Consider the following 13,261-nt stretch of genomic DNA (forward strand, 5'->3'; position numbering starts at 1 on the left):
GCGCGGACGTCCTGGACGCCGACCTGCCGCTGCGCACGGCGGCCCCGGGCGGCGCCGCGGTTCCGATCGCGGCGGGCCGCCGAGCGCTCGGCTGGTGGCTGGCCGGGACGGGACGGGCGATGCTGCGGCTCGCAGTCGAGTACGCGCTCGACCGCACGCAGTTCGGCCGTCCGATCGCCTCGTTCCAGGCCGTCCGGCACCGGCTCGCCGAGACACTGGTCGCGCTCGACGGCGCCGAGGCCGCCCTGGCCGCCCCCCACGACCCGGCCGACGCGGACCTGGCGGCGCTGCTGGGCAAGGCGGCGGCCGGACACGCGGCGCTGACGGCGGCGCGGCACTGCCAGCAGGTGCTCGGCGGGATCGGGTTCACCGAGGAACACGAACTGCACCGGCACGTGCGGCGCGCGCTCGTCCTGGACGGGCTGCTCGGCAACGCCCGGGAACTGACCCGGGAGGCGGGGCGGATCCTGCGCGCGGACGGAACGGCGCGGCGGCTCGTCCAATTGTGAGCGGTAACGCGACGCGGAACCGTTGGCTATGACACTCTTGAGTTAGGAAAGTCATAGTCTCGATATCGCGTGCGCCATAGTGCGGCACCGGTTCCGATGACTGCCGCTACCGTGCAGTAAGGTTCTACACATGGTGCAGAAGACGGATTCGACGGCGGACACGCCGACCCACCGGCCGGCCTGGAAAGACCGTGCGGTCGAGCGCTCCACCAAGGCGGCGCGGCTGCGCGCCGAGCAGCGGGTGGAGCGGTTCCTCGACGCGGCGCAGGCGATCATCGCGGAGAAGGGCAGCACCGATTTCACCGTGCAGGAGGTCGTGGACCGCTCCCGCCAGTCGCTGCGCAGCTTCTACCAGCATTTCGACGGCAAGCACGAGCTGCTGCTCGCGCTGTTCGAGGACGCCCTGCGGCGGTCCACCGAGCAGATCCGCGCGGCCGCGGGCGGGCAGTCCGACCCCTTTGAGCGCCTCAAGGTGGCCGTTCAACTGCTGTTCGAGCTGTCGCGCCCCGACCCGTCCGCGCAGCGTCCCCTGTTCACCGACTTCGCGCCGCAACTGCTGGTCAGCCACCCGGCCGAGGTGAAGTCGGCGCACGCGCCGCTGCTCACGCTGTTCACCGAGCTGCTGGAGCAGGTGGAGGCGGCCGGGCGGCTGCGGCCGGGCGTCAAGCCCCGGCGCGCGGCGGCACTGGTGATGCAGACCGTGATGTTCATCGCGCACAGCGCCCCGGTCGACGAGGACGCGCACCCCATCACGGCCGACGAGCTGTGGGAGTTCTGCTCCACCGGCTTCGGCGCCGTCGCCGCCTGACCGGCGGCCCACCTTGCCGGGGAGCCGCCGAAGTGCCCCAGATGATCCGAGAACAGCATTCTCATAGATCGGTCATCTGATTTACACTGGTGGTATGCCCACTTCCGTGACAGATCTGTGGAGCGACCTCCTCGCCTGCCTGGAGCTGGAGGGCCCCGCGCCGACTCCGGGCGGCGGCCCCGGCTCCGCGAGCCTCGCCGGACGCAACCAGCGGCTGACCTACCACCGACTGTTCGGCGGTCAGCTCCTCGCCCAGTTCGTCCGGGCGGCCACCGCCGTCTGCCCGGACAAGTCCGTCAAGTCCCTGCACGCGCTGTTCCCCCGCGCGGGCGGCTCGGACGAGCCCGTCCGGTACGAGGTCGAACGCCACCACGAGGGCCGGGCCTTCGCGACCGTGACGATCACCGCCCGGCAGGAGCCCGGCGTGATCGCCACGGCGTCGGTGTCCCTGCACGCCCACGAGGACGGCGCCGAACTCCAGACCGTCCCCGGCGTCCCGCCGGTCCCCGGCGGGGAACACGAGGTGAAGCTCGACCTGCTGCCGTGGGAGACCCGCTCGACCGGCGGGCTGGACGCGGCGGCCGCCGGACCGCCCGAGTACGAGCTGTGGATGCGCACTCCGGCCGTCGCCCCGGAGCTGGCGCCCGCCCTGGCCGCCTACGCCACCGACCTCACGCTCATCGGCACGGCGCTGCGCCCCCTCGACGGCGTCTCCCAGAACGACGCGGGGAAGGCGTTCACGTCGGCCGTCACCTCGCACAGCCTCTGGTTCCACCGGCCGTTCCGCACCGACGACTGGCTGCTGCTGCGCCAGCACAGCCCGATCCTGGCGCACGCCCGCTGCTTCGGCCGGGGCGATCTCCTGACGGGCGACGGCTCGCTCGTCGCGTCCTACGCGCAGGAGGCCCTCCTGCGTCTCAAGGACGCCTGAGCGGCTACGAGGACTCCTGTTCCTCCGCCGTTCCGCCGGGCTCGCGGTAACGGCGGAGGAGCAGGTCGGCCGCGGTGTAGGCGTCGTGCCGGCCCGCCGCCACCGCGGCGGCGAGCGCGGCGAGGCCGGGATCGGCGCGCAGGCGCGTGTGGGCGAGCGAGAGGATCTGCGCGTGCGCCCGGGACGCCCGCCGCTCCGCGCCGTCGGCGCGGTGGTGGTCGTCGATCGCCTCGACCAGCTCGGGCAGGCCCGTCCCCTCGGACGCGACGAGGGTGAGCACGCGGACGCCGGTCTCGACCCGCAGCTCGCGGACGGTCCGGGCGGCGCCGTCGCGGTCGGCCTTGTTGACCACCAGCAGGTCGGCGACCTCCAGCAGCCCCGCCTTGGCCGCCTGGACGGCGTCGCCCGCACCGGGCGTGAGGACGACGACGGCGGTGTCGGCGACGGCGGCGACCTCGATCTCGGACTGCCCCACGCCGACCGTCTCCACCAGGATCAGGTCGAACGACAGGGCGGTCAGCAGCCGGACGGCCGCGGGCACGGCCGCGGCGAGGCCGCCCAGGTGCCCGCGCGTCGCCAGCGAGCGGATGAGCACCCCGGGGTCGCCGGTGTGCGCCGCCATCCGGATCCGGTCGCCGAGCAGCGCGCCGCCGCTGTAGGGGGAGGACGGGTCGACCGCGAGCACCGCGACCCGCAGGCCGCGCTCGCGGTAGGCCCCAGATGAGCGCGGCGACGGTCGTCGTCTTGCCCGCGCCGGGCGGGCCGGTCAGCCCGACCACCCGGGCGGCCCCCGCTCCGGAGGCAGAAGCGGGGGCCGAGTCCGCGGCCCCGCCCAGGGACCCGTTCACGGACCGGCCCACGGCTTGCTCCGCGGGCCGTCCAGGGGCCGGTCCGCGGCCGGGCCTTGGACCTCGTCCCGAGGGCGGCCCACAGCCTGGCCCACGGGCCGCTCCTCGGCCGGGCCCTGGAGCTCGTCCCGAGGTCGGCCCACGGCCTGGCCCAACGGCCGGTCCGGGGGCTGGTCCGCGGGCCGGTCCGCGGCGGCTGCCGGGGGGTGGTCCGTGGGTCGGGTTCGGGGGTCGGAGGGTGTCCAGGGCGGCCAGGACTTCGGCACGGCGGTCGCCCTCGACCAGGGTCAGCAGCCGGCCCGCCGCGCGGGGCGACCCGCGGCGGGCCGCGGCGAGCAGCCCGCGCACGTCCGTCACGGGGCGGGGACCTCGATCACGGTGGCCGAGCCCATCCCGCCGCCCGCGCACATCGCGGCGACGCCGACGCCGCCGCCGCGGCGGCGCAGCTCGTGCACCAGCGTGACGATCATCCGCGCGCGCCGGTCGCGGCGACCGGGTGGCCGAGCGAGCAGCCGCTGCCGTTGACGTTCACCCGGTCGGGGTCGAGGCCGAGCCGTCCGACGGTCGCGACGCACATCGCCGCGAACGCCTCGTTGATCTCGAACACGTCCACGTCCGCGGGCTTCATCCCGGCGCGGGCCAGCGCCTTCGGGATCGCCTTCACGGGCGCGAGCCCGGTGATCCGCGGGTCGATGCCGACCGACGCCCAGGACCGGACGGTCGCCAGCGCGGGCAGCCCGTGCTGGCGCGCGAACCGGCCGTCCGCGACGACGAGCGCGGCGGCGCCGTCGTTGGCGCCGCAGGCGTTGCCCGCGGTGATGCTGAACCCCTCGATCTCCGGGTGCAGCGGCTTCAGCGCGGCGAGCTTGTCGAGCGTGGTGTCGCGGCGCGGGTGCTCGTCGACGGCGAACGTCCCGTGCGGGGTCTCGACCGGGACGATCTCGGCGTCGAACCGTCCCTCGTCGATGGCGCGGACGGCGTTGCGGTGCGAGCGCAGCGCCCAGGCGTCCATCTCCGCGCGGGACACGCCCGCCTCGACGGCCGCGTTCCAGCCGCGGTGATCGACATGTCGCGGTTGGGGGCGTCCGGCCGGTCGGGGTGGGTGGGCGGGAACCAGTCGGTCCACTCCCCGTCGACCCGGAACGACGACTTCGGCGAGGTCGACGCCGAGTTCACCCCGCCCGCGATGATCAGTTCGTCCATCCCGGCGCGGATGCTCGCGGCGGCGCTCTGCACGGCGGCCTGCCCGGCGGCGCAGTGCCGGTTCTGGGCGAGGCCGGGCACGTCGGTGAGGCCCGCCGTCAGCGCGGCGTGCCGGGCCACGACGCCGCCGCCGTAGAGGCCCTCGGCGAGGATCACGTCGTCGATCAGCTCCGGGTCCAGGCCGGTCGCGGCGTGGGACACGACGTGGTGGGCCAGGTCGAAGGCGGTCGTGTCGCGCAGGGTCCCCTTGAAGGCGGTGCCGATGGGGGTGCGCAGCGCGGACACGATGACGGCTTCGGGGGCGTTCTCAGGCATGTGCGGACTCCAGGTCGGCCAGCAGTGTGCGGCGGAGGATCTTTCCGGTGTCGGTCTTCGGGAGTTCGGGGCGGAACACGATCGCGTCGGGCGTCTTGGACGAGCGGAGCCGCTCCTTCGCCCACCGCCTGATCTCCTCGGCGTCGCCCTCGCCCACGACGACGGCGACGATCCGCTGCCCCCACTCGGGGTCGGGCGGTCCGATGACGGCGACCTCGGTGATCCCCGGGTGGCCGAGCAGGACGTCCTCGATCTCGGCGGGGGCGATGTTCTCGCCGCCCCGGATGATGGTGTCGTCGGCGCGGCCCTCGATGAACAGGTAGCCGCCGTCGTCGAGGCGGCCCCGGTCGCGGGTGGCGAACCAGCCGCCGGCGTCCAGTACGGTGCCGCCGCCGTATTCGCCGGAGATCTGGTCGCCGCGCACGAACACCAGGCCGGTCTCCCCCGCCGCCGCGGGCTCACCGTCGTCGCGGCGGATCTGGAACTCCACGCCCGGCACGGCCCGGCCGACCGACTCCAGCCGCGCCCGCACCGCGGGGTCGTCGGAGGCGAGCGCCTTGCGGTGGTCGTTCGGTCCGAGGACGGCGACCGAGGACGCGGTCTCCGTCAGCCCGTAGGCGTTGACGAACCCGGTGCCGGAGAACACCCGCAGCGCCCGCTCCAGGACGGGACGGGGGGTGCGTGCGCCGCCGTAGGCGAGGGTGCGCAGGGTGGACGCCCCGGCGTCGTCCCCCTCGACCTCGGCCACGATGCGGGCGAGCATCGTCGGGACGACGAGGGCGTGCGTGACCCCCTCCCGGCGGACGGTCGCGAGCCACTCGACCGGGTCGAACTTTGCCATGTAGACGACGCGGCGCCCGGTGTAGATGTTCGTCAGCAGGTTCGCCAGACCGGCGATGTGGTAGGGCGGGACGGCGACGAGCGCCGCGTCGGGCTCCGCGGCGGACGCGAACTCCAGCGTGTTCATGACGTAGGCCAGCAGGTGCCGGTGCCGCAGCACCGCCGACTTCGGGGCGGAGGTCGTGCCGCTGGTGTAGAGCAGGACGGCGATCTCGTCGCCGTCCGGGAGCACGTCGATCTCCTCGCCGGGGGGCGGGTCCGCCGCGTCGAGGAGCCCGTCGAGGTCGTCCGGGCGCAGCACGAGGGCGCCGGGGTGCCGGTCCTGCAGGCCCTGCAGCTGCTCCTCGCCGAGCCGGTAGTTGAGGGGGACGAACGGGACGCCCGCGACCGCCGCGCCGAACAGTGCGACGGGGTAGGCGAGGTGGTTCGTGCCCAGGTAGAGGACCGCCGGGTACTTCCGGAACCGATGCGCCGCGGAGTGGGCGAGGCGCAGGAGCTGTGCGGCGGTGAACGACCGTCCGTCCGCCGCCACCGCCACCCGGTCGCCCGCCGAGACCGCCATTTCCAGGATCATCGCGATATTCATGAGAATGCTATTCTCGCTCAGGTAGATCCGTATTAGCAAGTGAAGGGAGCACTGATGCAGATCAGCGGAAGCTCCGCGGTCGTGGTCGGCGGCGCGGGCGGGCTCGGCGAGGCCACCGTCCGGCGCCTGCACGCGGCCGGCGCCAAGGTCGTCGTCGCCGACCTCGCCGACGAGAAGGGCAAGGCCCTCGAAGCCGAGCTGGGCGTCCGGTACGTCCGGACCGACGCCACCGAGGAGGCCGACGTCGAGGCCGCCCTGGCCGCCGCCGCGGACGCGGCTCCGCTGCGCGTCTCGGTCGACTGCCACGGCGGCCCGGCGAGCGGCGGGCGGCTCGTCGGCAAGGACGGCAGCCCCCTCGACCTGGCCGGGTTCCGCACGACGATCGACGTGTACCTCACCGGCGTGTTCAACGTGATGCGCCTGGCCGCCGCCGCGATGGGCCGGCAGGAGCCGGTGGACGGCTCGCGCGGCGTCATCGTCAGCACCGCGTCGATCGCCGCCTACGAGGGGCAGATCGGCCAGCTCCCGTACGCGGCCGCCAAGGGCGGGGTCGTCGGCATGACGCTCGTCGCCGCCCGCGACCTGTCCCCGCTCGGGATCCGCGTGGTCACCATCGCGCCCGGCACCTTCAACACGCCCGCCTACGGCAAGGCGGGCGACAAGCTGGAGGCGTACTGGGGACCGCAGGTGCCGCACCCGCGCCGCATGGGGCAGTCCCCCGAGTACGCGGCCCTGGTCGAGCACATCTGCGAGAACGACTACCTCAACGGCGAGGTCATCCGGCTCGACGGCGCTCTCCGGTTCCCCCCGAAGTAGGACCGTCGGGAAAGCCCCGGGAGCGTCGCGCTCCCGGGGCTTTCCTCACTTCGCGTTCTTTGCGAGCCGCGCCATGCTCGCCGCGAAGTCGTCGGTCTGGAACGACCGCTCCTCGGCGCCGAGCGCGTAGTCGAGGGTCGCCAGCACGGTCCGTTCGAGCTGGATGTTGAGGATGCGCTTGGTGCTCTCCACCGCGAGCTGCGGCAGGCCCGCGATCCGCTTCGCGCACGCCAGCGCCTCGGCCACCGGGTCCTCGACGACGTGGTTCGCCAGGCCCATCTCCACCGCGCGCCGCGCCGGGATGCGGGCCCCGGTGAACGCGTACTCCTTGGCGAACAGCAGGCTGGTGTGCAGCGGCCAGGTGAGCGGGCCGCCGTCCGCCGCGACCAGGCCGACCTGCACGTGCGGGTCGGCGAGGTGCGCCTTCTCCCCCATGTACACGACGTCGCTGAGCGCGACCAGGCTGCAGCCGAGCCCGACGGCCGGGCCGTTGACCGCGGCGACGACCGGCACCCGGCAGCGCGCCATCCCGAGGACGATGTCGCGGCCGTCCGCGAGCGACTTGGTGCGCAGCTCGGGGTCGCCGCGCAGCTCCTCCAGGTAGGTGAAGTCGCCGCCCGCCGAGAACGCCCGGCCGCGCCCGGTCAGGACGGCCGCGCGGGCCTCGGGGTCGGCGGAGAGCCGCGGCCACAACCGGGCGAGGCCGTTGTGCAGGGGGTCGTTGACGGCGTTGAGGTCGTCCGGGCGGTTCAGCGTGATGATCCGCAGCGGGCCGTCGGCGGTGACCTCGACCTCGTCCGGCATGTCGTACATACGGGGCTCCAGATTCAGACGGGGAGGCGCAGGATGCGCTGGGCGATGATGTTCTTCTGGATCTGCGAGGTGCCGCCCATGACGCTCTGCGCGCGGCTGTAGAGGTAGGCGTGCAGCATCTCGGCGTCGCGAGTGCCCGCGACGGCCAGCGCCGCGTGCCCCACCGACTGCTCGACCCACGTCATCAGCAGCTTGTCGAGCGAGCCCTCGGGGCCGTGCGAGACGCCGTCGAGCCGTTCCGACAGCCGCCGCCGGACGTGCAGCCGCAGCATCTCCGTCTGGACGGCGGCCCACGCCAGCTCGTCCCGCGCGGTGCCGTCCATCGCGGGGCCGTCCGCCGCGTCGCCGTCCGTGCGGGACGCGAGCTCGCGGACGAGCTTGCCGTACCGGGCCGAGAAGCCCAGCTCGGCGGGCTCGCGCTCGTGCCCGACGATGGTCATCGCCAGCGCCCAGCCCTCGCCGGGCGCGCCGACCATCCGGCTCGCGGGCACCCGCGCCCCGTCGAAGACGACCTGGCCGAACTCGGTGCTGACGCCGCTCATCATCGTCAGCGGCCGCTGCTCGATGCCCGGCTGGTCCATCGACACGATGAACCCCGTGAGCCCCTTGTGGCGCGGGACGTCGGGGTCGGTGCGGGCGAGCAGCAGGCACCAGTCGGCGACGTCGGAGTAGCTCGTCCAGATCTTGTGGCCGTGGATGACGAACTCGTCGCCGTCCCGGGTCGCGGTGGTGGTCAGGGACGCCAGGTCCGATCCGGCGCCGGGCTCGCTGAAGCCCTGGCACCAGCGTTCGGTCCCGTCGATCATCCCGGGCAGGAACGAGCGCCGCAGCTCCTCGCTGCCGTGCCGGCCGAGCCCCTGCACGAGGTAGCCGAGACTCGGCCGGGGCGGCGCCCCCGCGCGGGCCAGTTCCTCGTCGAGGATCACGTCGTAGACGGACGGCAGCTCGTGACCGCCGTACTCCTTCGGCCACGACAGGCCGAAGAAGCCCGCCGCGTGCAGCGTCCGGTGCCATTCGCCCGCGCGCCGCCAGTACTCGTCCCCCGAGGTCGGGAACGTTCCGGCGCGCTCGGCCAGCCAGTCGCGCAGCCGGGCGCGGAAGGCGGCCTCCTCCGGCGAGTCACGAAAGTCCAAGGTCGATCTCCTCCAGTCGCACGGGGAACAGCTCGGTGGACGTCAGCGCCCGCCGCAGGTACACGTGCGCGAGGCATTCCCAGGTGTTGCCGATGCCGCCGTGCACCTGGATCGCCGTCTCGCAGACGGTCCGCGCGGCCCGCGCGCAGTAGATCTTCGCGATCCGGGCGGCGCGCAGCGCCTCGTCCGCGGTCAGCTCGTCGACGGCCCAGGCCGCGTGCCGCAGCACGCTGACCGAGCCCTCGATCAGCGCGAGCCCCTCGGCGAGCGGGTGCGCGACGGCCTGGTAGGAGCCGATCGCCTTGCCGTACTGCTCGCGGACCCCGGCGTACTCGACCGCGAGCGCGAGCGCGCCGCGCGCCGTCCCGACGAGGTCGGCGCACGTGACGGCCAGCGCCAGCGCCCGCCGCCGCCCGGCGGTATCCGGGTCGAGTTCGCCCACCGGTTCCAGGCCGCCGACCCGCGCGGCGCGCCGGGTGAGGTCGACCTCCGGGAGGGGTTCGGCGACGGGACCGGCGAGGATCCGGCCGTCCCGGACGACGAGGGCCCGTTCGCGCCCGCGGCGTCCACGGCCTCGACCGTCCCGGCGGCCTTCCCGGTCGTGACGTCGACGGCGATCGTGCACGCCGCGCCGCCCGCGCCAGCCGCGCCGCCGTCCGGCCGCAGGTCGTCGGCCAGGACGGGCCCCGCGAACGGGACGTCGACCAGCCCGCGGGCGAACTCCTCGGCGACGATGGCGACTTCCACGCCGGACGCGCCGTCGGAGCGCAGGGACCGCCAGCCGGTCGCCGCGACCGCCTTCTCCAGCCGGGCGACGCGGTCGGCGTCGGCCAGGTCCTGGACGGATCCGGGGCCGAGGTCGTCCGCCAGCCGTGCGGCCGCGTCCCGCAGCTCGCGCTGTTCAGTGGTCAGTCGCGCGTCCATGACGCTCCTTGAGTACTCGGCGCAGCACCTTGCCGGAGGGCAGGCGGGGGATCTCGGGCACGACCACGACGCGGCGCGGCCGCTTGTACCCGGCGAGCCGCTCGCCGATGTAGGCGATCAGCTCCGCGGAGTCGAGCGGCGCGCCGTCCCGCGCGGCGACGGCCGCGACGATCGACTCGCCGTCGGCCGCGTCGGGCACCCCGAAGACGGCGCAGTCGGCGACGTCGGGACGGCCGTGCAGGACGCCCTCGATCTCGGCGGGCGCCACCTGGAACCCCCGGACCTTGATCATTTCTTTGGAGCGGTCGGTGAGCGTCAGCCAGCCGTCCGCGTCGATGCGCCCGACGTCGCCGGTGCGGTACCAGCCGTCGTCGAAGCCCTCGGCCGTCGCCTCGTCCGGCAGGTATCCGGCCATGAGCGACTCGGCCTTCGCCTGGATCTCGCCGACCTCGCCGGGCGCGACCGGCTCGCCGGTCTCCAGCGACACCGCGCGCAGCGTCACGCCGGGGACGGCGCGGCCCGCGCTGTCCAGCCGCGCGCCGGCGAGCGGGTTGCAGGTGATGACGGGCAGTTCGCTGGCCCCGTACGCGGGCACCCAGCCGACGCCCGTCCGCCGGGTGACGGTCTCGGCGACGCTCGGCGTGACGGGCGTCGCGCCCCACATGATGTAGCGCAGCGAGGACAGGTCGTAGGACTCCAGTCCGGGATGGTTCGCGAGCGCCAGCGCGATGGGCGCGACGGCCATCTCGACGGTGATCCCGTCCTCCCGGATGTGGTGGAGCATCCGGTCGAGGTCGAACCGGCGGTGCAGCCGCAGCCGCGCGCCGGCGCCAGCGCGGTGACGATGTTGAGCAGCCCGAGGATGTGCGAGGGCGGCGTCGTGATCTGGATGCGGTCGCGGTCGGTGAGCGCGAGCGCGTCCCGCCAGTGCCGGACGGCGGCGGCGAACGAGCCGTGCGTGTGCCGGACGGCCTTCGGCATGCCGGTCGTGCCGGAGCTGAACACCAGGACGGCGTCGGTTCCGGGCTCGGGGTCCTTGTAGGAGCCTGTGCCGGGCTCGACGGGCTCGTCGAGGTGCAGCATCGGCATCAGCCCGGCGAGCACCGGATGGTCGCCGACCGCGTGCGCGGGCTCGGTGATCCGCAGGGCGTGCTCGACCTCGGTGCTCTTCCACGCCGGGCTGAGCAGGACGACCGCCGCGCCGAGCTTCCACACGGCCTGCACCGCGACGACGAACTCGGGGCGGTTGGACGACATGAGCGCCACCCGCTGCCGGCCCGCACGCCGCGTTCCGCGAGCGTCGCGGCGAGGCCGTTCGCCAGCGCGTCCAGCCGGGCCACGCTGTACTCGCGGTCGCCGCCACCGGACTCGTTGTCGGCGTAGACGAGCGCGATCCGCTCTCCGGCGTCCGGAGAGCGCATGTCAGGGGACGACATTGAGAGTCTCCCATTCACCTGAAGAGAATTGCATTCTCACCATGTTACGGCGTTCCGCCGTGCTCGCCCAGCCGGGGCGGCGGACGATGGTCCGGTTCGTGGCCCGCGACGCGGACCGGGCAGCGGACCAGCCGGTAGCCGCCCGCGGTCACGATCGCCTCCGGGGTCGCGGCGAGCGCCTCCGGGAGCGTCCGCACCGCCGCCGCCGGAACGCCCAGCGGACGCAGCCGCGCCTCCCACCCGGCGGCGGTGTCGGCGGCCAGGGCCTCGGTCACGGCGTCGAGGACCTCCGCGCGCCGCACCGCCCGCTCCCCCATCGCCGCGAAACCCGCGATCCCGGCCTCCGCCGAGAACGACCGCCAGAACGCGTCGTGGGTGATGAACAGCGCCAGATACCCCTCCGCCGTCGGGAAGAGCTGCGCCGGGACGTAATAGGAGTGCGCGCCGTTCGCCAGCCGCCGGGGCTCGGTCCCCTCGTTGAGGTACGCCGACGCGCGGTAGTTCAACTGCGACAGCATCACGTCGCGCAGCGACACCTCCACCTGCCCGCCGCGCCCGGACACGATCTGCGCGAGCAGCCCGAGCGCCGCCGTCAGCCCCGCCGAGTTGTCGGCCGAGGAGTAGCCGGGCAGCGTCGGCGGCCCGTCCGGATCGCCGGTGAGCGCCGCGATGCCGGTGGCCGCCTGGATCACGTAGTCGAACGCCGGATCGTCCCCGGCGTCCAGGCCGAACCCGGTGACGGCGACGCAGACGATCCGCTCGTTCCAGCGCCGCAGCGCCTCGTAGGTCAGCCCGTACTTGTGGATCGCCGACGGCTTCAGGTTGACCAGCAGCGCGTGCGCGTCCGCGGCCAGTTCCCCGAGCCGCGCCTGCCCCTCCGGCGTGCCGAGGTTCAGCCGGACGCTGCGCTTGCCCCGGTTGAGGCTCGCGAAGTAGGCGTCGCTCACCTGCCGGGAGATGTCGCCGTCCGGCGGTTCGAGCTTGGTGACCTCGGCGCCGAGGTCGGCGAGCATCATCGTCGCGTACGGGCCGGCCAGCATGTGGCCGACCTCCAGGACGCGGATCCCGGCCAGCGGCCCCGCCTGCGGCCCCGCCTCCGGAGCACCGCTCATCTGAGGTCCGCCGCGATCCCGGCGAGCACCTCGCGGGTCCGGCGCTTGGACGCGACGAGCTGCTCGCGGCCCTCGCCGATCGGCAGCAGCCGCACCGACAGGTCGGTGACGCCCGCGTCGCGGAACCGCCGGAACCGCGCCGCGATGGCCTCCTCGTCGCCCGCCGCGCACAGGTCGCCGACGTCCTTGGCCTCGCCGGTGTCCAGGAGCCGCTGGTAGTTCGGGGAGATCTCCGCCTCGCCGAGGATCCGGTTGGCGCGCTCGCGGGCCGCGTCGACCTCGGACGGCCTGCACAGGCACACCGGGATCCCCGCGACGATGCGCGGCGCGGGCCGTCCGGCCTCCTGCGCCGCCTTGGTGATGCGCGGCGCGACGTGGTCGGCGACCGCGCGCTCGTCGGCCATCCACAGGACGGTCCCGTCGGCGCGCTCGCCCGCGATCTTCAGCATCACCGGGCCGAGCGCCGCCACCATGACCGGCATCCGGGCGACCGGGCCGATCCCGAGCGGGTTGTGCACGGTGAACGAGTCGTTCTCGACGTCGACGTCGCCGGGGCCGCGCAGGGCGGCGTCCAGGACGTCCAGGTAGTCGCGGGTGTAGGCGGCGGGCTTCTCGTAGGGCAGCCCGAGCATGTCGCGGACGATCCAGTGGTGCGACGGCCCGACCCCGAGCGTCAGCCGCCCGCCCGTCGCCGCCTGCGCCGACAGCGCCTGCCGGGCCAGCGCGATCGGGTGCTGCGCCTGCAGCGGGACGACCGCGGTCCCGAGTTCGATCCGCCGGGTGCGGGCGCCCATCAGCGACACCGCGATCAGGGCGTCGAAGTCCGTCGGGACCTGCGGGATCCAGGCGGTGTCCAGGCCGGCCTCCTCGGCCCACAGGACGTCGTCGATCATCCGCCCGACCTTCTTGGACGAATCCCCCCGCTCCGGCCCGATCATCACGCCGACCCGCACAATGCCTCCATACGTCTGTGAATGTGTCGTTCGG

Annotated in this window: 14 protein-coding genes and 2 pseudogenes; 4 read left to right on the plus strand and 12 right to left on the minus strand. The window is 74.2% G+C overall.

The genetic code is table 11. The annotated features are described in order from the left end of the window. From BJF79_RS01915 to BJF79_RS01925, 3 genes are all read left to right on the plus strand, one after another. Window positions 1-509, plus strand: a 509-nt coding sequence (locus BJF79_RS01915; RefSeq protein ID WP_262401395.1) for an acyl-CoA dehydrogenase family protein, incomplete at its 5' end; no start/stop codon positions are given. A 130-nt stretch (window positions 510-639) separates the two neighbouring features. Beyond that, window positions 640-1,317, plus strand: coding sequence for a TetR/AcrR family transcriptional regulator (locus BJF79_RS01920; RefSeq protein WP_075894720.1), 678 nt, complete (start codon window positions 640-642; stop codon window positions 1,315-1,317). A 106-nt stretch (window positions 1,318-1,423) separates the two neighbouring features. Beyond that, a complete protein-coding gene (locus BJF79_RS01925; RefSeq protein ID WP_075894721.1) occupies window positions 1,424-2,248 on the plus strand; it encodes an acyl-CoA thioesterase in 825 nt (274 codons plus the stop codon). A 4-nt stretch (window positions 2,249-2,252) separates the two neighbouring features. Here the strand turns inward: BJF79_RS01925 and BJF79_RS01930 are convergent, their stop codons facing one another. The 5 genes and pseudogenes from BJF79_RS01930 to BJF79_RS01940 all read right to left on the minus strand — a co-directional run bounded on the left by BJF79_RS01930 (window position 2,253) and on the right by BJF79_RS01940 (window position 6,028). After that, window positions 2,253-2,933, minus strand: a complete 681-nt coding sequence (locus BJF79_RS01930) for a hypothetical protein (RefSeq protein WP_262401396.1) — start codon at window positions 2,931-2,933, stop codon at window positions 2,253-2,255. Window positions 2,934-3,449: 516 nt separating this feature from the next. Further along, entirely contained in the window at window positions 3,450-3,566 is a 117-nt protein-coding gene (locus BJF79_RS58060) for a hypothetical protein (RefSeq protein ID WP_262401397.1), read from the minus strand. Then, on the minus strand, window positions 3,563-4,108 hold the full coding sequence (locus tag BJF79_RS58065) for a thiolase family protein (protein WP_262401398.1): 546 nt from the start codon (window positions 4,106-4,108) through the stop codon (window positions 3,563-3,565). The genes BJF79_RS58060 and BJF79_RS58065 overlap by 4 nt, the downstream gene beginning before the upstream one ends. 146 nt (window positions 4,109-4,254) lie before the next feature. Further along, window positions 4,255-4,614, minus strand: a pseudogene (locus BJF79_RS58070) (acetyl-CoA C-acyltransferase); the annotation flags it as partial. Then, a complete protein-coding gene (locus BJF79_RS01940) occupies window positions 4,607-6,028 on the minus strand; it encodes a class I adenylate-forming enzyme family protein (protein ID WP_083733094.1) in 1,422 nt (473 codons plus the stop codon). The pseudogene BJF79_RS58070 and the gene BJF79_RS01940, both read right to left, overlap by 8 nt. 66 nt (window positions 6,029-6,094) lie before the next feature. On the opposite strand from BJF79_RS01940, the gene BJF79_RS01945 reads away from it, so the two are divergent. Continuing rightward, window positions 6,095-6,856, plus strand: coding sequence for an SDR family NAD(P)-dependent oxidoreductase (locus BJF79_RS01945; protein ID WP_075894723.1), 762 nt, complete (start codon window positions 6,095-6,097; stop codon window positions 6,854-6,856). Between the two features lie 45 nt (window positions 6,857-6,901). Here BJF79_RS01945 and BJF79_RS01950 read toward each other — a convergent pair whose 3' ends face one another. From BJF79_RS01950 to BJF79_RS01975, 7 genes and pseudogenes are all read right to left on the minus strand, one after another. Then, window positions 6,902-7,669: an enoyl-CoA hydratase/isomerase family protein gene (locus BJF79_RS01950; RefSeq protein WP_075894724.1), complete on the minus strand. Its 768-nt coding sequence runs from the start codon at window positions 7,667-7,669 to the stop codon at window positions 6,902-6,904. A 14-nt stretch (window positions 7,670-7,683) separates the two neighbouring features. Next, window positions 7,684-8,802 (minus strand): acyl-CoA dehydrogenase family protein, encoded by a 1,119-nt coding sequence (locus BJF79_RS01955; RefSeq protein WP_075894725.1) that lies wholly within the window; start codon window positions 8,800-8,802, stop codon window positions 7,684-7,686. Further along, window positions 8,789-9,427 carry an acyl-CoA dehydrogenase family protein gene (locus BJF79_RS01960; RefSeq protein WP_083733095.1) on the minus strand — a complete coding sequence of 213 codons (639 nt, stop codon included), beginning with the start codon at window positions 9,425-9,427 and terminating at the stop codon, window positions 8,789-8,791. Before BJF79_RS01960 ends, BJF79_RS01955 begins: the two co-directional genes overlap by 14 nt. A 276-nt stretch (window positions 9,428-9,703) precedes the next feature. Beyond that, window positions 9,704-10,141: a class I adenylate-forming enzyme family protein gene (locus BJF79_RS58075; protein WP_410050025.1), complete on the minus strand. Its 438-nt coding sequence runs from the start codon at window positions 10,139-10,141 to the stop codon at window positions 9,704-9,706. 45 nt (window positions 10,142-10,186) lie between these two features. Further along, a pseudogene (locus tag BJF79_RS58080) lies at window positions 10,187-10,983 on the minus strand (class I adenylate-forming enzyme family protein); the annotation flags it as partial. A 223-nt stretch (window positions 10,984-11,206) separates the two neighbouring features. Next, window positions 11,207-12,274 (minus strand): CaiB/BaiF CoA transferase family protein, encoded by a 1,068-nt coding sequence (locus tag BJF79_RS01970; RefSeq protein WP_075894726.1) that lies wholly within the window; start codon window positions 12,272-12,274, stop codon window positions 11,207-11,209. After that, the gene (locus BJF79_RS01975; RefSeq protein ID WP_075894727.1) at window positions 12,271-13,227 is read right to left on the minus strand and encodes an LLM class F420-dependent oxidoreductase; all 957 of its coding nucleotides are present in this window, start codon (window positions 13,225-13,227) and stop codon (window positions 12,271-12,273) included. The genes BJF79_RS01970 and BJF79_RS01975 overlap by 4 nt, the downstream gene beginning before the upstream one ends. Between the last annotated feature and the right edge of the window lie 34 nt (window positions 13,228-13,261).

Origin of the sequence: Actinomadura sp. CNU-125 (genome assembly GCF_001942465.1) — a bacterium.
Lineage (GTDB): Bacteria > Actinomycetota > Actinomycetes > Streptosporangiales > Streptosporangiaceae > Spirillospora.

Coding starts and splice junctions, on each gene's coding strand:
- BJF79_RS01970 (WP_075894726.1), bottom strand. CDS start 12,274: ATGAGCGGTGCTCCGGAGGCGGGGCCGCAGGCGGGGCCGCTGGCCGGG.
- BJF79_RS58060 (WP_262401397.1), bottom strand. CDS start 3,566: ATGATCGTCACGCTGGTGCACGAGCTGCGCCGCCGCGGCGGCGGCGTC.
- BJF79_RS01920 (WP_075894720.1), top strand. CDS start 640: ATGGTGCAGAAGACGGATTCGACGGCGGACACGCCGACCCACCGGCCG.
- BJF79_RS01950 (WP_075894724.1), bottom strand. CDS start 7,669: ATGTACGACATGCCGGACGAGGTCGAGGTCACCGCCGACGGCCCGCTG.
- BJF79_RS01940 (WP_083733094.1), bottom strand. CDS start 6,028: ATGATCCTGGAAATGGCGGTCTCGGCGGGCGACCGGGTGGCGGTGGCG.
- BJF79_RS01945 (WP_075894723.1), top strand. CDS start 6,095: ATGCAGATCAGCGGAAGCTCCGCGGTCGTGGTCGGCGGCGCGGGCGGG.
- BJF79_RS58065 (WP_262401398.1), bottom strand. CDS start 4,108: ATGGACGCCTGGGCGCTGCGCTCGCACCGCAACGCCGTCCGCGCCATC.
- BJF79_RS58075 (WP_410050025.1), bottom strand. CDS start 10,141: ATGGCCGGATACCTGCCGGACGAGGCGACGGCCGAGGGCTTCGACGAC.